This is a genomic window from Agrococcus jejuensis, from assembly GCF_007679035.1.
GTDB lineage: Bacteria > Actinomycetota > Actinomycetes > Actinomycetales > Microbacteriaceae > Agrococcus > Agrococcus jejuensis_A.
In genome coordinates, this window is sequence record NZ_VEFR01000001.1 from 205,702 (window position 1) to 223,443 (window position 17,742).

At 71.8% G+C, this 17,742-nt stretch carries 16 protein-coding genes and 2 tRNA genes; 12 read left to right on the forward strand and 6 right to left on the reverse strand.

The window, feature by feature from the left end:
* Position 1: 1 nt before the first annotated feature.
* The 4 genes from dusB to FS793_RS00930 are packed head-to-tail and all read left to right on the forward strand — an operon-like array spanning position 2 to position 5,085.
* Positions 2–1,165: a tRNA dihydrouridine synthase DusB gene (dusB, locus tag FS793_RS00915; protein ID WP_260979961.1), complete on the forward strand. Its 1,164-nt coding sequence runs from the start codon at positions 2–4 to the stop codon at positions 1,163–1,165.
* A complete protein-coding gene (locus FS793_RS00920; protein WP_260979962.1) occupies positions 1,155–2,387 on the forward strand; it encodes a deoxyguanosinetriphosphate triphosphohydrolase in 1,233 nt (410 codons plus the stop codon). Before dusB ends, FS793_RS00920 begins: the two co-directional genes overlap by 11 nt.
* Positions 2,387–4,300 carry a DNA primase gene (gene dnaG, locus FS793_RS00925; RefSeq protein ID WP_144717655.1) on the forward strand — a complete coding sequence of 638 codons (1,914 nt, stop codon included), beginning with the start codon at positions 2,387–2,389 and terminating at the stop codon, positions 4,298–4,300. The genes FS793_RS00920 and dnaG overlap by 1 nt, the downstream gene beginning before the upstream one ends.
* The gene (locus FS793_RS00930; RefSeq protein ID WP_144717657.1) at positions 4,297–5,085 is read left to right on the forward strand and encodes an ATP-binding cassette domain-containing protein; all 789 of its coding nucleotides are present in this window, start codon (positions 4,297–4,299) and stop codon (positions 5,083–5,085) included. The genes dnaG and FS793_RS00930 overlap by 4 nt, the downstream gene beginning before the upstream one ends.
* Positions 5,086–5,355: 270 nt before the next feature.
* Here the strand turns inward: FS793_RS00930 and FS793_RS00935 are convergent.
* Positions 5,356–5,428 (reverse strand) — tRNA-Asn (locus FS793_RS00935).
* 68 nt (positions 5,429–5,496) lie between these two features.
* A complete protein-coding gene (gene def, locus FS793_RS00940) occupies positions 5,497–6,060 on the reverse strand; it encodes a peptide deformylase (protein WP_144717659.1) in 564 nt (187 codons plus the stop codon).
* A gap of 43 nt (positions 6,061–6,103) precedes the next feature.
* Between def and FS793_RS00945 the strand changes: the two genes are divergently transcribed.
* The 3 genes from FS793_RS00945 (at position 6,104) to FS793_RS00955 (ending at position 8,389) form a co-directional block, all read left to right on the forward strand.
* Entirely contained in the window at positions 6,104–7,045 is a 942-nt protein-coding gene (locus FS793_RS00945; RefSeq protein ID WP_260979963.1) for a multidrug DMT transporter permease, read from the forward strand.
* Positions 7,042–8,292: a glycosyltransferase gene (locus FS793_RS00950; protein ID WP_260979964.1), complete on the forward strand. Its 1,251-nt coding sequence runs from the start codon at positions 7,042–7,044 to the stop codon at positions 8,290–8,292. The genes FS793_RS00945 and FS793_RS00950 overlap by 4 nt, the downstream gene beginning before the upstream one ends.
* Before the next feature lie 23 nt (positions 8,293–8,315).
* Positions 8,316–8,389: transfer RNA gene (locus FS793_RS00955), tRNA-Ile, on the forward strand.
* A gap of 549 nt (positions 8,390–8,938) precedes the next feature.
* On the opposite strand, the gene FS793_RS16045 is transcribed toward FS793_RS00955, so the two are convergent.
* Positions 8,939–9,124 carry a hypothetical protein gene (locus FS793_RS16045; protein WP_186329264.1) on the reverse strand — a complete coding sequence of 62 codons (186 nt, stop codon included), beginning with the start codon at positions 9,122–9,124 and terminating at the stop codon, positions 8,939–8,941.
* A 112-nt stretch (positions 9,125–9,236) separates the two neighbouring features.
* On the opposite strand from FS793_RS16045, the gene FS793_RS00965 reads away from it, so the two are divergent.
* The gene (locus FS793_RS00965) at positions 9,237–9,809 is read left to right on the forward strand and encodes a hypothetical protein (RefSeq protein WP_144717665.1); all 573 of its coding nucleotides are present in this window, start codon (positions 9,237–9,239) and stop codon (positions 9,807–9,809) included.
* Positions 9,810–10,301: 492 nt separating this feature from the next.
* Here the strand turns inward: FS793_RS00965 and FS793_RS00970 are convergent, their stop codons facing one another.
* From FS793_RS00970 to FS793_RS00980, 3 genes are all read right to left on the reverse strand, one after another.
* The gene (locus FS793_RS00970; RefSeq protein ID WP_144717667.1) at positions 10,302–11,474 is read right to left on the reverse strand and encodes a hypothetical protein; all 1,173 of its coding nucleotides are present in this window, start codon (positions 11,472–11,474) and stop codon (positions 10,302–10,304) included.
* Positions 11,475–11,535: 61 nt separating this feature from the next.
* Positions 11,536–12,924, reverse strand: a complete 1,389-nt coding sequence (locus FS793_RS00975; RefSeq protein WP_144717669.1) for a dihydrolipoyl dehydrogenase family protein — start codon at positions 12,922–12,924, stop codon at positions 11,536–11,538.
* Between the two features lie 118 nt (positions 12,925–13,042).
* Positions 13,043–13,633: a hypothetical protein gene (locus tag FS793_RS00980; RefSeq protein WP_144717671.1), complete on the reverse strand. Its 591-nt coding sequence runs from the start codon at positions 13,631–13,633 to the stop codon at positions 13,043–13,045.
* Positions 13,634–13,740: 107 nt separating this feature from the next.
* Between FS793_RS00980 and FS793_RS00985 the strand changes: the two genes are divergently transcribed.
* The 4 genes from FS793_RS00985 to FS793_RS01000 all read left to right on the forward strand — a co-directional run bounded on the left by FS793_RS00985 (position 13,741) and on the right by FS793_RS01000 (position 17,719).
* On the forward strand, positions 13,741–14,253 hold the full coding sequence (locus FS793_RS00985; RefSeq protein WP_144717673.1) for a hypothetical protein: 513 nt from the start codon (positions 13,741–13,743) through the stop codon (positions 14,251–14,253).
* Between the two features lie 19 nt (positions 14,254–14,272).
* On the forward strand, positions 14,273–14,890 hold the full coding sequence (locus FS793_RS00990; RefSeq protein ID WP_144717675.1) for a TetR/AcrR family transcriptional regulator: 618 nt from the start codon (positions 14,273–14,275) through the stop codon (positions 14,888–14,890).
* 76 nt (positions 14,891–14,966) lie between these two features.
* Positions 14,967–16,013 (forward strand): agmatine deiminase family protein, encoded by a 1,047-nt coding sequence (locus FS793_RS00995; RefSeq protein WP_144717677.1) that lies wholly within the window; start codon positions 14,967–14,969, stop codon positions 16,011–16,013.
* On the forward strand, positions 16,010–17,719 hold the full coding sequence (locus FS793_RS01000) for an amidase (protein WP_144717679.1): 1,710 nt from the start codon (positions 16,010–16,012) through the stop codon (positions 17,717–17,719). Before FS793_RS00995 ends, FS793_RS01000 begins: the two co-directional genes overlap by 4 nt.
* Positions 17,720–17,742: the final 23 nt, after the last annotated feature.

Here is a 17,742-nt window from a genome sequence, read left to right on the forward strand (position 1 = left end):
CGTGACCGGTACGCAGAGCCCCTCCGCGACGCGGGCGCCGGCGCTGCGGATCGGCCCCATCGCGCTCGAGGCCCCCGTGGTGCTCGCGCCGATGGCGGGCATCACGAACACGGCGTTCCGTCGACTGTGCCGCGAGCACGGCGCCGGGCTGTACGTCGCCGAGATGGTGACGTCGCGCGCGCTCGTCGAGCGCGGCGAGGAGACGTTCCGCCTGCTCTCGCACCACGAGTCCGAGACGCCGCGCTCGGTGCAGCTCTACGGCGTCGACCCCGCGACGGTCGAGCGGGCCGTGCAGATCATCGTCGACGAGGATCGTGCCGACCACATCGACCTGAACTTCGGCTGCCCCGTGCCGAAGGTCACGCGTCGCGGGGGCGGCTCGGCGCTGCCGTGGAAGCACGAGCTGTTCCGGGCGATCGTCGAGCGCGCCGTGCGCGCTGCCGGCGACGTCCCGCTGACGGTGAAGATGCGCAAGGGCATCGACGACGACCACCTCACGTACCTCGAGGCCGGCCGCACGGCCGAGGCCGCGGGCGTCGCCGCGGTCGCGCTGCACGGTCGCACGGCGGCGCAGCACTACTCGGGCACCGCCGACTGGGATGCCATCGCGCGTCTCAAGGAGGCCGTGACGACGGTGCCGGTGCTCGGCAACGGCGACATCTGGCAGGCGGAGGACGCCGTGCGCATGATGGACGCGACGGGCTGCGACGGCGTCGTGGTCGGTCGCGGCTGCCTCGGCCGTCCGTGGCTCTTCGGCGACCTCGTGGCTGCGTTCGAGGGGCGCGAGGAGCGTTTCCGCCCGTCGCTGCACGAGGTGTTCGCGGTCTTCCGTCGCCATGCGGAGCTGCTCGTGGAGTTCTTCGGCGACGAGGATCGCGCCTGCCGCGACATCCGCAAGCACGTCGCCTGGTACGGCAAGGGCTACCCGATGGGCGGCGACGTGCGTCGCGCCCTCGCGGCCGTGTCGAGCCTCGCCGAGATCGACGAGCTCGTCGCCACCCTTCCCGATGCCCCGTACGACGCCGCGGGCGTCGAGGGGCAGCGCGGCCGGGCGGGCAGCCCCAAGCGTCCCGCGCTGCCCGACGGCTGGCTCGACAGCCCCGAGCTCACGCCTGCGCAGCGGGCGGCGCTCATCGAGGACGAGAGCGACACGCGTGGCGGCTGACTACGTGGGGCACGACCGCGAGCGGTGGCTCCCCGAGACGCACTCGACGCGGCGCAGCGACTTCGCGCGCGATCGCGCTCGGCTGCTGCACTCGAGCGCCCTGCGCAGGCTCGCGCAGAAGACGCAGGTCGTGTCGCCGACCTCGGGGCTCGACTTCGCTCGCAACCGCCTGACGCACTCGCTCGAGGTCGCGCAGGTCGGCCGCGAGCTCGCCGGCGCGCTCGGGCTCGACCCCGACGTCGTCGACACCGCGTGCCTCGCGCACGACATCGGGCATCCGCCGTTCGGCCACAACGGCGAGCGAGCGCTCAACGAGTGGGCCGCGGCGATCGGCGGCTTCGAGGGCAACGCGCAGACGCTGCGCGTCATCACGCGCCTCGAGCCCAAGATCGTCGCCGACCGCGCCTACGGCCTCAACCTCACGCGCGCGAGCGTCGATGCTGCGACGAAGTATCCGTGGCCCGCCGATCAGGAGGTGCTCGACGCGGGGTCGGGACGCGTGAAGTTCGGCTTCTACGCCGTCGACCGCGACGTGTTCGAATGGGCGCGCCAGGGCGCGCCGGCGGGCCGGCGCTGCATCGAGGCGGAGGTCATGGACCTCGCCGACGACATCGCCTACTCGGTGCACGACTTCGAGGACGCCATCGTCAACGGCTTCATCGACCCGCGGGCGCTCGCCGGTCGCGCCGACCACGACGCGCTCGTCGACCGCATGGAACGGTGGGTCGGCGACGTGCCGCGCGACGAGCTGCTCGCGGCCTTCGACCGGCTCGACGACCTCGACACGTGGCTCGACGCGTTCGACGGCGGGCGCGGCGACCAGGCGCGCCTCAAGAACCTCACGTCTCGGCTCATCGGCCGCTTCGCGACCGCATCCGCCGCAGCGACGCGCGCCGCCTACTCGGGGCCGCTCGCGCGCTTCGGGGGCTCCGTCGTCGTGCCGAGCGACGTGCGCGCCGAGATCGCGGTGCTCAAGGGCACCGTCGCCGCGTTCGTCATGGACGTCGAGCACCGGCAGCCGATCTACGAGCAGCAGCGCGTCATCCTCGGCGAGCTCGCCGACCGCCTGCTCGAGGTGGGGGAGGGCGCGCTCGACGCGACGTTCGCCGAGGACTGGCGCGACGCCTCCGACGACGCGGGACGCATGCGCGTCGTCGTCGACCAGGTCGCGAACCTCTCGGACCAGACCGCCGTGGCGTGGCACGCGCAGCAGGTGGTCTGATGGCCGGCCGCATCCGCAGGGAGGACATCGACGAGGTGCGCAGCCGCATGTCGATCGTCGACATCGTCTCGGATCACGTCACGCTGAAGTCCGCGGGCGTCGGCAGCCTCAAGGGCCTCTGCCCCTTCCACGACGAGCGGTCGCCGTCGTTCCACGTCCGCCCCGCGATCGGCCGGTACCACTGCTTCGGCTGCGGCGAGGACGGCGACGTCATCGGCTTCGTCATGGCGATGGACCACACGTCGTTCACCGAGACCGTCGAGCGCTTCGCCGCCCAGCTCGGCATCACGCTGCGCTACGAGGATGGCGGCGCCCCGCAGGTCGAGGCCGGCTCGCGGCTGCGGCTGCTCGAGGCGTCGAAGGCCGCTGCGGAGTTCTTCCAGGCGCAGCTGCTCACGCCCGCCGCGGAGCCCGGCCAGCGCTTCCTCGGCGAGCGCGGGTTCGACCTCGCGGCGGCGCAGCGATTCGGCGTGGGCTTCGCGCCGCAGTCGTTCGAGGCGCTGCGCACCCACCTCCGCGGCAAGGGCTTCACCGACGACGAGCAGCTGCGCGCCGGCCTGCTCTCCGAGGGCCCGCGCGGGCCGTACGACCGCTTCCGCGGACGGCTCGTGTGGCCCATCCGAGACGTGACCGGCGCGACCGTCGGATTCGGCGCGCGCAAGCTGCTCGACGACGACCCTGGCCCCAAGTACCTCAACACGCCCGAGACCGCGATCTACCACAAGTCGCAGGTGCTCTACGGGCTCGACCTCGCCAAGCGCGACATCTCGAAGCAGCGCGAGGCCGTGATCGTCGAGGGCTACACCGACGTCATGGCGTGCCATCTCGCGGGCGTCACGACCGCGATCGCGACGTGCGGCACGGCGTTCGGCGTCGACCACATCAAGGTGCTGCGGCGTGTGCTCGGCGACGTGTCGACGTCGGACACGACGGCGCTCGGCAAGGTGGTCTTCACCTTCGACCCCGACGAGGCCGGCCAGAAGGCCGCGAGCCGCGCCTTCGCCGAGGAGCAGCGCTTCGCGGCGCAGACGTTCGTCGCCGTCGCACCCGACGGCCTCGACCCGTGCGACCTGCGCCTGCAGCGCGGCGACGACGCCGTGCGCCGACTCATCGAGACGCGCCGCCCCATGTTCGAGTTCATGCTGCGCCGCGTCGTCGACGCCTTCGACCTCGAGACCGTCGAGGGCCGCGTGCAGGCCACGCGTGCCGCGGCACCCGTGCTCGCCACGATCCGCGACCGCGCGCTCGCCGAGGGCTACCAGCGGCAGCTCTCGGGCTGGCTCGGCGTCGAGCCGCGCGACGTGCAGCGCGCGCTGCAGGCGTGGCGCGCGCAGCAGGGGCGGCAGGATGCGCGGCCGCAGGGACGTCCCGGGCAGCAGGGGAGCGGGCAGGGCGCGCCCGGTGCGCACGGCGGGGCTCCCGCCGCGCCGGAGCAGCCGCAGATGACGATGCAGCAGCTGCCGAAGGATCCCGCGACGATCCTCGAGCGCGAGGCCATCGTCGCGATGCTGCAGCAGGGCCAGCACGTGCCCGAGGCGCTGCGCGCCCGCGGCGCATCGGCGCACGTCGGGGACGAGACGCTGCGGATCGTGCGCGACGGCATCCTCGCCGAGCTCGACCACATCGCCGCATCCGGCTTCTCCGAGCGCGTCGCCGCTGCCGTGCCGCCGCCGCTCGCGCCCCTCGTGCGCGAGCTCGCGATCGCGCCGATGATCGCGGGACCCCGTGGCGTCGAGTCGAGCGTGCGCGGCGTGGTCGTGACCCTGATCCTGCGTGACATCCTGAGGGAGAAGGGCGAGCTGCTCGGACAGCTGTATCGGCTTCGCGAGGGCGATCCGGCGGCGGCGAGGCAGCTCGCGACGAGGATCGACGAGCTCGACGCGGAGCGGGCGCGGATGGAGGAGCAGCGATGACGGAGCCGACCCACGCAGCGATCCGGGTGCACGACGCATCCCTCGCCCACGCGGGATCGACGACGCTCGTCGTGCGCGGCGTCTCGTTCGTCGCCGAGCCCGGCGCGCCGGTGACGGTGCTGGGGCCGACGGGTGCCGGCAAGTCGACGCTGCTCGACGCCATCGCGCTGCAGACGCCCAAGGAGCAGGGGCCCGAGCTGCACGGCGGCTCGATCGCGGTGCTCGGCCACGACCTGCGCGGCCTCGGCGCGCGCGCCCGTACGCGGCTGCTCGCGTTCGTGGGGCACGCGGAGCAGCGCGGCTCCGAGCGGCTCGAGGGGACCATGACGGTCGGCGACGTCGTCGCGAGCCCCATCTTCGACCGCGACCCGCGCTTCGACCGCAAGGAGGCCGGCGTCGCCGTGGCGAGCGCGCTCGACGCCGTGCGCCTGCCGCTCGGCATGCTCGACCGCCACGTGTTCGAGCTCTCGCGCGGCCAGCGCCAGCGCGTCTCGCTCGCGCGGGCGCTCGTGCTCGACCCCAAGGCGCTCATCGTCGACGACCCGATCTCGGGGCTCGACCCCGTCGTCGCGCCCGACGTGCTCGACGGCCTCCGCACGCTCGCCGAGACCCGCGCCGTCGTGGCAGCGGTCCGCACGCCGAAGCAGGCTCGCGCCATCGGCGGCCTCTCGGTCGTGCTGCACCGCGGCCGCGTCGTGGGCGTCGGCGCGATCGACGCGCTGCTGGCCGACCCGCGGCATCCCTACGTCGAGTCCCTCGCCCGCACGGAGCGCCCCGCGGCCTGACGGGTCCCTGCCCGCTCGCCCTCCTGGCCGACTGGTCACTCGTCGCGGCGGCTGGTCACTCGTTGCGGTGACTGGTCACTCGTGGTTGTGACTGGTCGCTCGTTGCAGCTGACCGGTCACTCGTGGTTGTGACTGGTCGCTCGTTGCAGCTGACTGGTCACTCGTGGTCGAGATCGGTCACTCGTGGGAACCACGAGCGACCAGTCACCAGGGGAGGTCGGGACCCTGCAACGACGAAGGCCCCACCGCGAACGATGGGGCCTCCTGCTGCTCCCCGAGATGGACTCGAACCATCAACCTGCCGGTTAACAGCCGGCTGCTCTGCCAATTGAGCTATCGAGGAATGCTGGGAACAGCCCCGCTAGCCTAGCACCGATCCGAGGCCCGCTCGAACCACGGTGGGCTCGTGCGTCAGGCGTCGACGTCGTCGACGCCGGGCGTCCACGACAGCCCCGGGCGGCCGTAGCGGGCCTTCTTGATGGCCTTCTCGATCGACTTCCACTCGCGGTGATCGAGGCGGTCGGCGTAGAGGATGCCGTCGAGGTGGTCGTACTCGTGCTGGAAGATTCTGGCGAGCCAGCCGGTCGCCTCGATGCGGAAGCGCTCGCCGTCGAGGTCCGTCGCCTCGAGGATCGCCGACTGCGATCGGATGAGCGCCTCGCGCGGTCCGGGGATCGACAGGCAGCCCTCCTCGTCGTCCTCCGTGACCTCGTCGATGGGCAGGGGAGCGATCCACAGCGTGGGGTTGATCGCCACGCCCGACGACTCCACGCCATCCGCATCGGTCCACGACCACACGAACAGGCGCTTGCCGACGCCGACCTGCGGGGCGGCGAGCCCCACGCCGGGCGCCGCGTGCATCGTCTCGACCATGTCGGCGACGAGGGTGCGCAGCTCGTCGTCGACGGTCGACACCTCGGTCGCGGCGGTGTGGAGCACCGGCTCGCCGGTGATGCAGATGGGGAGCACGGCCATGTCGCCAAGGGTATCGACGGTTCGAGGCCGGTACTGTCGGATGGTGCGGCTGGCTGACATCACCGATCTGACCGAGCAGATCTCGCTGACGCCACTGCAGGCGCTCGGCATCCCGATTGCGATCGTGGGTGCCGTCGTGCTGTCGCTCGGCACGCAGTTCCAGCACCGCGGCGTCTCGCTCGTCGAGGGATCGGCGGGCCACTCGGGCGCGAAGCTCGACCTGCGACAGCTGGGGCTGCTCATCCGTCGCCCGTCGTGGGTCGTGGGCACGTCGATGCTGGGTCTCGCGGCGCTCATGCAGCTGTGGGCGCTCTCGCTCGCGCCGCTCATCGTCGTGCAGCCGCTGGGCGCCGTCGCGCTCGTGGTCACGGCCGTCGTGAACGCGCGCGTCGCGCGCCATCGCCTCGACTCGCCCACGATCAACTCCATCCTCTTCTGCCTGCTCGGCATCGGCATCTTCGTCTCGGTCGCCGCGGTGTTCGCCGTCGAGCACCCCATCCGCGACCAGCAGCTGCTCACGGTGCTGTGCCTGCTGCTCGTCGTCGGCATCGGCCTGGGGCTCGCGTGGTGGCGCTGGCGCGACAAGGCGAGCGCGATCTTCTACGTCATCGCGGCCGGCGTGCTGTACGGCTTCGTCGTCACGCTCATGAAGGTCGTGCTGAACCGCATCACGACCGGCAACTTCGAGTGGCTCACGATCCTGTGCCTGCTCGGCGTCGCCGCCGCGCTCGCGTTCGGCGGCTACTTCGTGCAGCTCGCGCACGCGTCGGGCCCGCCCGACCTCGTGATCGCGGGCCTCACGGTCGTCGACCCCCTCATCGCCGTGCTCATCGGCGTGACGGTGCTCGGCGAGGCGGCGCAGACGCCCCCGTGGGCGCTCATCGTCTTCGTGCTCGCGGGTGGGCTCGCCGTGTTCGGCGTGTTCCAGCTCGCGAGGCACCATCCCCAGCTGCAAGCCAAGACCCTCGTGGAGGACGACGAGTGACGGATCCGCTCCGCATCCTCATCACCGGCGACACGTTCGCGCCCGACGTCAACGGCGCGGCCACGTTCGCGACGCAGCTCGCGGCGGGCCTCGCGCGGCGCGGCCACGAGGTGCACGTCGTCGCCTCGGCGACGGCGCGCGGCCGCCAGGGCACGCGCGTCGAGGAGCATGAGGGGGTGCGCTTCACCGTGCACCGTCTGCGCTCGCTCGGCTACCCGGGCCACGACTGGCTGCGCTTCGCCGAGCCGTGGCGCATCGTGCAGAACGCCGGCTCGCTGCTCGACGCGCTCAAGCCCGACGTCGTGCACTTCCAGTCGCACCTCGTCGTGGGGCGCGGCTTCGCGTCGGCGGCGCGGGCGCGCGGCATCCGCCTCATCGGCACGAACCACATCATGTTCGAGAACCTCATGGACCACTCGAACATCCCGAAGGTCGCGCAGGGGCGCATCACGAATGCGCTGTGGGCGGATGCGGGGCGCGTGTTCGGCCGCTGCGACGCCGTGACGACGCCGACGCGGCGCAGCGCCGACTACCTCGAGCGCATGACGGGCCTGCACCACGTGCACGCCGTCTCGTGCGGGCTGCGCGCATCCGACTACACGGTCTCGCCGACGCGCAACCACGGCACGATCGTGTTCGTGGGTCGCGTGACGAGCGAGAAGCGCATCGACACGGCCGTGCGCGCCCTCGCACGCCTGCCGAAGGAGCTGGACGCGCGGCTGCAGATCGTGGGCGGCGGCGATCTCGTCGACGAGCTGCGGGCCCTCGCGGTCGAGCTGGGCGTCGGCGATCGCGTCGAGCTCACGGGCTTCGTGTCGGCGGAGGAGCTGCGTGCGCGCCTGACGGGCGGCGAGGTGTTCGTCATGCCGTCGACGGCCGAGCTGCAGTCGATCGCGACGATGGAGGCCATGGCGTCGGGCCTGCCCGTCGTCGCGGCCGACGCCATGGCGCTGCCGCACCTCGTCGACGGCAACGGCTACCTCTTCCGCCCCGACGACGACGCCGACCTCGCGGTGCAGCTCGAGCGGGTGCTGCGCGCGAGCGACGACGAGTGGCAGGCGCTGCGGCACCGGTCGCTCGAGCTCGTGTCGGTGCATGACATCGAGACGACGCTCGACGTGTTCGAGGCGCTGTACCGCGGCGAGGACGTGGTCGATCCCGTCACGGAGCTGCCGCACCTCGAGCCGTCGGGCGACGGTGCGGATGCGCTCGACCCGGACGCCGAGCCGGCCGACGAGACGCGGTAGCGCGCGTCGGTAGGCTCCTTCGCGGGGCGGTAGCTCAGCTGGTCAGAGCAGCGGACTCATAATCCGTCGGTCACGGGTTCAAGTCCCGTCCGCCCTACTGGACCTGGTCGTGACCGGGTGATTCGTCGGTACGAACCTGGCTGACGAGGAGGCGCGGTATCTGGCTGGCTAGTCCGCAGTCGCTCGAGCGTCCCTGGGGTCCCGGGACGACCGCCCCGTTGTCGGGGGTGGAGCCCACGATCCTTGGCGGTCTCGGTGTCGAGGTTTCGCCAGAGCGATGCCCGAGGGCACTCCAGGGGTGAATGCTGTCTCGATCGTCTTCGACTTCAGCGCTGCGGCCCGCGTCGTCTCGACGTGTTCGCGCTGCTCCGCAAGGGCGTCAGGCTCCGGCGCGAGCGCATCGGCGATGCCGACCGGGTTCTTGATCTTCTTCGACGTGAACTGCACGAACAGCTGGTAGCAGTTGTAGAGCGTGACCTTGCCCCACATGTCGTCCAGCTGCCGCTCGAGCCAGGCCCGGTCGATGGAGGAATCGTCAGAGCCGGCGCTCGACGGTGCGCAGCGGGAAGGGAGAAGCCCGAAGGTCGTGTCAACTGACCTTCGGGCTTCAGGGCGGGATGCGCTCGAGGGGGAGGGGCGTGCCTGTCTACCGGCTGGACGGGGCGCGGGCCTTCCGTCGCCGGTCGAGCAGGGCTCCTCCGCCGATGAAGACGATGAGGCCGGCGACTGTCGCCAAGGCGGTTGCAAGCGCTGAGTCGGCCGCGCCGGCGAAGAGATAGGGGTTCACGAACGCCCAGACGATGGCGATGACGAATCCGATCGCAGAGAACATTCCGCCACGCTACCTCCCCTGCGCCTGCAGTCCGCAACCCCTCTTGACGTCCCCCATTTCGGCACATAGGGTCGCTACACGATTCGAGCCGATGTGAAAGCGAGATTGACTGATGAAGCGTGCACTCACCACCAGTTTGACCGCCATCGTCGCGGCAGGCGCCATCTTCGGATTCGGGTCGGCAGCCTCAGCGTCGACCACAGCCCCTGCCCAAGCGGCCTCACCCGAGGTCTCCACGCCCCTGGTCACGGAGGCCGAGCTGCAGGCCTCGTTGGCAAGCGTCGGCGAGCGTGCCACGCCTGTCGAGGTCCGCGTGACCGAGGCCGGGATCGAGAGCGACTACGCGTTCGGCGCGGGCTCGATCTTCACCGTGACGGAGACGACCGTCCCTGCAGACGCTGGCGGCGATGACACGCTGTCCCCGATGGTCGGTGTGGGCGCCGATGCCTACGGGTACTACATCGAGCTGTCTCCGGAGGACCAACAGGCCTGGATCAACGGCGGAAGCACCTTCATCTTGGGTGCCCTCGGTCTCCTGATGGGTCCGGCTGGTGCGCTCATCCTTGGCTCCATCGGAGCGGCGATGGGGCCGTATCTCTCTGCGAACACCTGCGGGGCCAAGGGCCAGACCGCGCGGTTCTACTACACGCTCGATGGGGCGGTGCAGAGCGTGCAGTGCGTCTGAGCGAAGCGCGTACTCCGGGGGCCGGTCCACGTGACCGGCCCCTCTGCGCATCTGAGCGGTATGCGCTGACCTCGATCCGCGCTTTCGAATCGAGCAGCTGCTTGTCCTCGCTCTTGAACGTCCCGACGACGTCGACGCGGATGCGCCGCTTGAGCGGGTGGGCGTTGATGAACGCGGCGACCCCGACCGTCACCTCGGCGCCGAGCTTCGCCTCCGCGCGGCGCGCGCCACCGTCGTCGGAGCCGGTCTGACCCTGTACTCGACGAGAACTGAGCACTCCGGGTGGCGGCGAGTTGCCCACAGACGCGTGCGCGCCCATGTTCTCGGATGTACTCGTGCAGTCCTTCGCCGAGGGTTCATCGCCAGTCATGGCGTGGAAGTCGTCGGCGATCAGGGATCGCTGAACCCCTGACCTCGTGACTCCCTCGGTCATCGCTGTGAGACAAAGGGATGCCCGCGCTCACTTGAAGAGCGACCATTCCGGTCGTGGGGTCAGTCGTCACTCCATCGCTCGCCCTGTGGCCAGTCATCTGCCAATCCGAAGAACGACCGCGCTTCAAGGCCGTCGCGCTCTGAGGTGGTCTCGCCATCCCACTCATGGATGACGCCCGGAAACATGGCTCGGTCGGGCAGAGGGAAGAGTGCGTCCGGATGGGTCCAGAGCGAGACGCGAGCTCGTGTGGGGTCGTGGAGCGAGAGTTGGTTGACGACCAAGACCGCAGACACTCGTCGGTTCCTCCATGCACCGGGCGAGCCGAAGTAGCCATCGCGATTGCGCACGGGGCGGGCAACGTTCTCGCCGGAAGGACTCATCCTGGGGATCAACCAGGAGACTGAGCCGTACAGGGCGTTGAAGACGTCTTCGTCTTCTTCATCGAACGTGTGCGTCCCAACGGCAATCACGAAGGGTGCGTCAAGTCCTCCGTACCGCCCGGACTTCGATCTGAGGGCGCGCACCAACGTCGCGCCATCATCGATGAGCTCGGCCTCGGAGTGTGCATAGACCCCGATCGACCGCTGGATGCTCCCGCGGCGCTCTCGCCGTACGGGCACTGCCGCGACCGTGACGCTCCAGTCATCGAGTTCGAAAGTTCGGATCGGGAAGTCCTCGGTCGAGACGGAGTCGGGGTCCAGGGTGAGCAGCCACTCTCGAACGGACTTCCTGAAGCCGGCAGTTGGCGCGCTGTGACGTGCAGGCACGATCGACCTCGTCATGAGGTAGAAGTTGTCATCGCGAACTTGATCGAGCGCGGCGAGCAAGTCGTTCAGCCGCGCCGTGCGCGACGCCGCTTCTCTCGATGTTCCTGGTGCGATCGCTTCGACGTACACACCCGATCCGGCTCGCTGAGCAAAGAAGTCTGGTCGATGCGTCGAGCGCGGGACGACCGGGTGGACGACGACCTGATGGCCGCTGCGAATCAGGGACTCGTGGACGTAGAGCTCCAAGAAGGCACTTCTAGCCTGAGCGTCGTTCGAGCGCAGCGCCGACCGCACGTCGACATACTCTCGGTCGTCCAGTCGATCGGCCCAGTCCTGGTGGAGCTTGCGACTGTGCCGCCACAACGACCCACCCGCTCGATTGAAGAACTCGAAGGAGCTCTCACCGTTTCGCTGAGGACTCATGTCGATGCGGTCTCGGTCGTCGTAGATGGGCGCGCGCGTCATCCGACGAGTCTTTCGACACGCAGGGTCCGCTCGGTGCAGGGCACGCTCGGCGTCTTGTCTCTCACCGCGCCGCGAGCACCGCCCGTGCCGCCATGCCGATGATCGCCGAGTACGTCGGGTAGGCGAAGCGCACCTCCGCGAGCGTCTGCACCCGCACGCCTGCCGCCATCGCGGTCGTGAGGGCCTGCACGACCTCGACGGCACTCTCGCCAACGGCGTGCGCGCCGAGCACCGTCGAGCGGGAGCGGTCGACGACGAGCTTGAGGAAGCCGGCGTCGCGGTCGTCGATCACGGCGCGGTCGACGGCGTCGTAGTGCACGGTGGCGACGACGCACTGCGCATCCCGCTCACGCGCCTCGGCCTCCGTGAATCCCACGCCTGCGTAGTCGGGGTCCGTGAAGCCGCCGGCGGGCAGCAGCCGATGGGGCGCACGCACCGAGGCGCCGAGCACCGCGTTCTCCGCAGCCGCCTCGCCCTCGAACTGCGCCGCCTGCACGAGCATGTCGCGGCCGTTGGCGTCGCCGACGGCGAAGATGTGCGGCACGGCCGTGCGCAGGTAGTCGTCGGCGGGGATCGCGCCGCGCTCCACCTGCAGCCCGGCGTGCTCGAGGCCGAGGTCGGCGACGTCGGCGGGCCAGCCCGTCGCCATGATGACGCCGTCGACCTCGAGCGTGCGCTCCTCGCCGTCCTCCACGAGCACGAGGTCGATCGCGCCGGAGTCCGATCGCTCGAGCCTCGAGACGCCCTCGATGCCGCATCGCACGTCGACGCCGCGCTCGACGAACGAGCGGGCGATCTCGGCCGAGATCTCGGCATCCGAGGGCATGAGGATGCGCGGGGCGAGATCGAGCAGCGTCACGTGGGCGCCGAAGGCCGCGAGCACCGTCGCGAGCTGCGCGCCCGTGTTGCCGCCGCCGATCACGGCGACGCGATCGGGGAGCGCGGGCAGGTCGAGCACCTCGTCGGGGAGCACCGCGAGCTCGGCGCCCGGGATCGGCAGCCGTCTGGCGTGCCCGCCGACGCACACGAGGATGCTGTCGCCGGCGATGCGGCGGCCGCTGTCGAGCTCGAGCGTGTGCTGGTCGACGAACCGGGCGCGGCCCTCCTGCACGAGGTCCACGCCGGCGGCTGCGAAGCGCTCGGCCTCGCGCTTCATCGCGCGCACCTCGTCGACGCGCGCGTGCACCCGATCGACCATGGCGCGCCAGTCGAGCGACACGTCGCCCACGACCACGCCGTGCTCGTGCGCGGACCGCGCGTCGCGGATGAGCCGCGCGGCACGCGCGAGCACGCGCGTCGGCACGCATCCCGAGTTCACGCACGTGCCGCCGAGCCGGGCGGCCTCGAGCACGACGACGCGGGCTCCGAGGTCGGCTGCGCGCAGCGCCGCCGCGGTGCCGCCCGGTCCTGCGCCGATCACGACGACGTCGTAGCGGTCGATGTCGGCCATGGATGGTCTCCTCACGCGGGCGGTGGCTCCATCCTCGTCGCCTGGCGGGCGCCGGGGAAGGGGTCAGCCGTGGCGTCGGGCCTCGGCGCGGCAACGGACGACGGAGGCGGGCCAGTCGTCAGCCGTGGCGGCGAGCCTCGGCGCGACGGCTGACGACGGAGGCGGGCCGGTCGACGCGCACGAGGACGGCGAAGATGCCGGCGAGCAGCGCCAATGCGATGCCCAGTCCGAGACCGAACGGCCATGGCGACACGATGCCGAGCACGACGAGCACCAGGCCAGCGGCGCCGACGGAGGAGCCGACCCCGACGGCGAGACGTCGACGAGCCGCAGGCTCGTCACGAGGCTCGCGCGTCGCGGGATCGACGGGCCCTCGCCGCCATGCCACAACGCCGACGGCGATCATGAGCGTCACGACGGCCGCGCCGATCGGCAACGCCCAGAGGCTGGTGGGCGGGCCATCGAGCGAGAGGAGGATGGCTGCGCCGCCGGATCCGGCGCCGAGCGATGCTGCATGCACGAGCGTCGCCCGGCGCATGAGGCGCCAGCCCGCCGTCGACCAGTCGTGCCCGCTCGCCCGGGTGACCAGCATCGTCATGGAGCCGACGAGCGTGCCGAGCGAGAGCACGATCATCGCGAGTCCGAGGAAGGTGGGCATGGCTCCACCTTCGCGGTCGACCGCCTCGCCGTCGAGGGCTTGCGTCGTCACGTCGCATCCACGTCAGGGCGACCCTGACGCTGAACCGCCCCGAGGTCGGGCCGCTGCGCCCCGACCGCTGACGCCCTCGAGCGGCGCGACCGGCGTAGCGTGATCGCATGCGCGCACGCGACGAGTCGCCCGCCGGCCGCGAGGAGCGGGCGGCGGTGCTCAAGGAGCGGATCTACCTGACGTTCGCGGCGCTCGCGGTGGTGCTCGCGCTCGCCGGCCACGGGCATCCGACGGCGGGCGAGGCGCTCACGACGCTCGGGGTGACGCTCGCCGGCACCGTGCTCGCCGTGTTCACGGCCGACGTCGTGTCGCACATCGTCGTGCACGAGTCGCTGCCGAGCCGGGCCGAGATGCGACACATCGTCGGCACCCTCGTCGGTGCCCTCGGCGGCGTCGCGGTGCCGTTCGTCTTCCTCGGACTCTCGGCCGCCGGCGCGTGGGAGCCCGATCGGGCGCTGCACGCCTCGGCGGTCGCGCTCATCGTCGCGCTCATCGTCATCGGCTGGCTCGCCGTGCGCCGGGCACGCATCACGTGGTGGCAGCGGCTCGTCGTGCTCGGCGCGGAGGCCGTGCTGGGCCTCGCGGTCATCGGGCTGCAGCTCGTCGCGCACGGCGGCTGAGCACGTAGGCTCGCGAGCGATGTCGACCGAGGCCCGCCCCGCGCGCACGCGCAAGCCGCCCACCGAGCGCGCCGCCGAGATCCTCGCATCGGCGACCGACCTCGCCCGCGGCGAGGGGCTCGCAGCCGTCACGGTGCGCTCGGTCGCCGACCGCGCTGGCGTCACGCAGGGCCTCGTCGCGCACTACTTCCCGTCGATGCCCGACCTCGTCGCTCGCATCTACCGCGACCTCGTGGGCGCAGAGGTCGAGGAGGTGCGCGCCGTCGTCGCGGCTGCGGGCGACTCGGGTGGCCTTCGTGCCCTGCTCGAGACGGTGCTCGACGGCTCGCGCGACGACGTCACGGTGCTGTGGGTCGAGGGGTGGGCGCTCGGGCGTCGCAATCCCGAGCTCGCTGCCGCGGTGCGCGAGCAGATGGGCGCGTGGCACGCGCTCGTCTCCGAGACGATCGCCGCCGGCGTCGCTGCGGGCGCGCTGCGCGTCGACGACGTCGATCGTGCGGCATGGCGCGTGCTCGCCTTCGTCGATGGCCTGGGGGCGCAGTCGCTCGTGCGCGATGCGCCGATGCCGCCGTCGGTGGCGGATGCCGTGCGCGCGGTGGAGTCGTGGCTGGGCGTCGGGGCCGTCGAGCATCGTTGACGGCGGGGCCTTCGCCGCGTAGCCTCGCCCATTGGGCGCACGTTCAATAACGAGCGGCGCATCGGACGGAGGAACCATGGCCTGGCGGATGCCCTCGGAGACCGCACCCCACGAGCGCACCTGGATGGCGTTCCCGTGCGAGGGCGTGACCCTCGGCGAGACCGACGCGGAGCGCGAGGCCGGCTACCGCGCCTGGACCGACGTCGCCATCGCGACGGCGGAGTTCGAGCCCGTCACGATGGTCGTCGACCCGTCGGAGACCGCACGCGCCCATCGCATGCTCGGCTCGGCGGTCGAGATCGTCGAGGCACCGCTCGACGAGTTCTGGATGCGCGACTTCGGCCCGACCTTCGTCGTCGACGACGCTCGCCCGGGCACCCTCGGCGCCGTCGACTGGATCTTCAACGGCTGGGGCTCGCCCGACTGGGCCAACGCCGAGCACTCGAACGAGATCGCCCGCACCGTCGCAGGTCTCGTCGGGGCCGAGGTCGTCTCGTCGGTGCTCGTGAACGAGGGCGGCGGCATCCACGTCGACGGCGAGGGCACCGTGCTGCTCACCGAGACCGTCCAGCTGGGCGCCGAGCGCAACCCGTACGCCGACAGGGCGCGCGTCGAGGCCGAGATGCTGCGCACCATCGGCGCAACGACCGCGATCTGGCTGCCGCGCGGCCTCACGCGCGACTACGACCGCTTCGGCACGAAGGGGCACGTCGACATCGTCGCGACCATCCCGTCGCCCGGCCGGCTGCTGCTGCATGCGCAGCGCGACGCCGCGCATCCCGACCACGCCGTGAGCGCCGAGCTGCGCGCGCTGCTCGCCGAGCAGACCGACGCCGCGGGCCGCCGGCTCGAGATCGTCGACCTCCCGGCGCCCGAGACGCTGCGCGACGACGAGGGCTTCGTCGACTGGAGCTACGTGAACCACCTCGTCGTGAACGGCGGCGTCATCGCGTGCGGCTTCGGCGAGGAGCGCGCGGATGCGCAGGCGCGCGCGATCCTCGAGGACGCGTATCCGGGCCGCCGGGTCGTGACCGTGGATGCGCGCGAGATCTTCGCGCGCGGCGGCGGCATCCACTGCATCACGCAGCAGCAGCCCGCGCTCGAGCCGACGGTCGCGCGATGAGCATCGACGTCGTCGAGGCGTCGATCGCCGACCTCGCTGCGGCGCTCACGGCGGGGGAGACGACCGCCGTCGAGCTCGTGCGCGCCTACTCGGCGCGCATCGATGCGTACGACGGCCCCGAGACCGAGACGCGCCTGAACGCCGTCGTCGTGCGGAACCCGGACGCGCTGGCCGAGGCCGAGGCGTCGGATGCGCGGCGCGCGGCCGGCGAGGCGCGAGGACCGCTCGACGGCATCCCGTACACCGCGAAGGACTCGTACCTCGTGCGCGGCCTGACCGCGGCGGCGGGCAGCCCGGCGTTCGCGCACCTCGTCGCGCAGCGCGACGCGTTCACGATCGAGCGCCTGCGTGCCGCGGGCGCCATCTGCCTCGGCCTCACGAACATGCCGCCCATGGCCAACGGCGGCATGCAGCGGGGCGTGTACGGCCGCGCCGAGTCGCCGTACTCGGCCGACTGGCTCACGGCGCCGTTCGGCTCGGGCTCGTCGAACGGCTCGGGCACGGCCACGGCGGCGAGCATGGCGGCGTTCGGCCTCGGCGAGGAGACCTGGTCGAGCGGCCGAGGCCCCGCCTCGAACAACGGCCTGTGCGCCTACACGCCCTCGCGCGGCGTCATCTCGACGCGCGGCAACTGGCCGCTCGTGCCCACGATGGACGTCGTCGTGCCGCACGCACGCACGATGGCCGACCTCCTCGCGGTGCTCGACGTCGTCGTCGCCGACGATGCCGAGACGCGCGGCGACCTGTGGCGCTCGCAGCCGTGGGTGGCCATCCCCGCCGCCTCCGACGTGCGCCCCGCCTCCTACGCTGGGCTCGTCGCCGAGGCCGTGGGCGCCCTGCACGGCGTGCGCCTCGGCGTGCCGCGCATGTACCTCGGCACCGACGCCGAGGCGGGCACGAACCCCGACGGCGGCATCGGCGGTCCGACGGGGCGGGCGATCCACCCGCGGCCGTCGTCGCTCGAGGTCTGGGAGGCGGCGCGCGCCGATCTGGAGGCCGCGGGAGCGACGATCGTCGAGGTCGACCTCCCCGTCGTGTCGAACTACGAGGGCGACCGCCCCGGTGCCCCCACGATCGCGACACGCGGCCTCGTGAGCCCCGCCTACCTGCACCGCGAGATCGTCGACCTGTCCGCGTGGTCGTGGGACGACTTCCTCGCCGCGAACGGCGATCCCGCGCTCGACACGCTCGCGGGCGTCGACGGCGCCGCGATCTTCCCGCACCCGCCGGGCGCGCTGCCCGACCGCTACGACGGCTTCGACGACGACCTGCCGCACTACCCGGGCTGGGTCGCCGCGAACCCCGGCGTCACGTGGCGCGACATGCCCGAGCTCGAGGAGGGGATGCGCGGCCTGGAGGAGACGCGCCGCGTCGACCTCGAGCAGTGGATGGACGAGCTGGGCCTCGACGCCGTCGTGTTCCCCGCCGTCGCCGACGTCGGCCCCGCCGACATGGACGCGAATCCCGAGTCGGCGGATGCGGGTTGGGCCAACGGCGTGTGGGTCGCGAACGGCAACCTCGCCATCCGCCATCTCGGCATCCCGACCGTGACGGTGCCGATGGGCACCATGGCCGACATCGGCATGCCGATCGGCCTGACGTTCGCGGGGCGCGCGTACGACGACGCGGCGCTGCTGCGCCTCGGCGCGGCGTTCGAGGCGACGGGCGAGCGCCGCACCGAGCCGCCTCGCACGCCGAGGCTGTGACGCGGCGAGCCCGCGCTGCCAGA

What these genes read in the sequence shown, in the direction of transcription:
- FS793_RS01000 (WP_144717679.1), top strand. Translation starts at nt 16,010, where the DNA reads ATGAGCATCGACGTCGTCGAGGCGTCGATCGCCGACCTCGCTGCGGCG.
- FS793_RS00990 (WP_144717675.1), top strand. Translation starts at nt 14,273, where the DNA reads ATGTCGACCGAGGCCCGCCCCGCGCGCACGCGCAAGCCGCCCACCGAG.
- dnaG (WP_144717655.1), top strand. Translation starts at nt 2,387, where the DNA reads ATGGCCGGCCGCATCCGCAGGGAGGACATCGACGAGGTGCGCAGCCGC.
- FS793_RS00965 (WP_144717665.1), top strand. Translation starts at nt 9,237, where the DNA reads ATGAAGCGTGCACTCACCACCAGTTTGACCGCCATCGTCGCGGCAGGC.
- def (WP_144717659.1), bottom strand. Translation starts at nt 6,060, where the DNA reads ATGGCCGTGCTCCCCATCTGCATCACCGGCGAGCCGGTGCTCCACACC.
- FS793_RS00985 (WP_144717673.1), top strand. Translation starts at nt 13,741, where the DNA reads ATGCGCGCACGCGACGAGTCGCCCGCCGGCCGCGAGGAGCGGGCGGCG.
- FS793_RS00975 (WP_144717669.1), bottom strand. Translation starts at nt 12,924, where the DNA reads ATGGCCGACATCGACCGCTACGACGTCGTCGTGATCGGCGCAGGACCG.
- FS793_RS16045 (WP_186329264.1), bottom strand. Translation starts at nt 9,124, where the DNA reads ATGTTCTCTGCGATCGGATTCGTCATCGCCATCGTCTGGGCGTTCGTG.
- FS793_RS00995 (WP_144717677.1), top strand. Translation starts at nt 14,967, where the DNA reads ATGGCCTGGCGGATGCCCTCGGAGACCGCACCCCACGAGCGCACCTGG.
- FS793_RS00970 (WP_144717667.1), bottom strand. Translation starts at nt 11,474, where the DNA reads ATGACGCGCGCGCCCATCTACGACGACCGAGACCGCATCGACATGAGT.
- FS793_RS00930 (WP_144717657.1), top strand. Translation starts at nt 4,297, where the DNA reads ATGACGGAGCCGACCCACGCAGCGATCCGGGTGCACGACGCATCCCTC.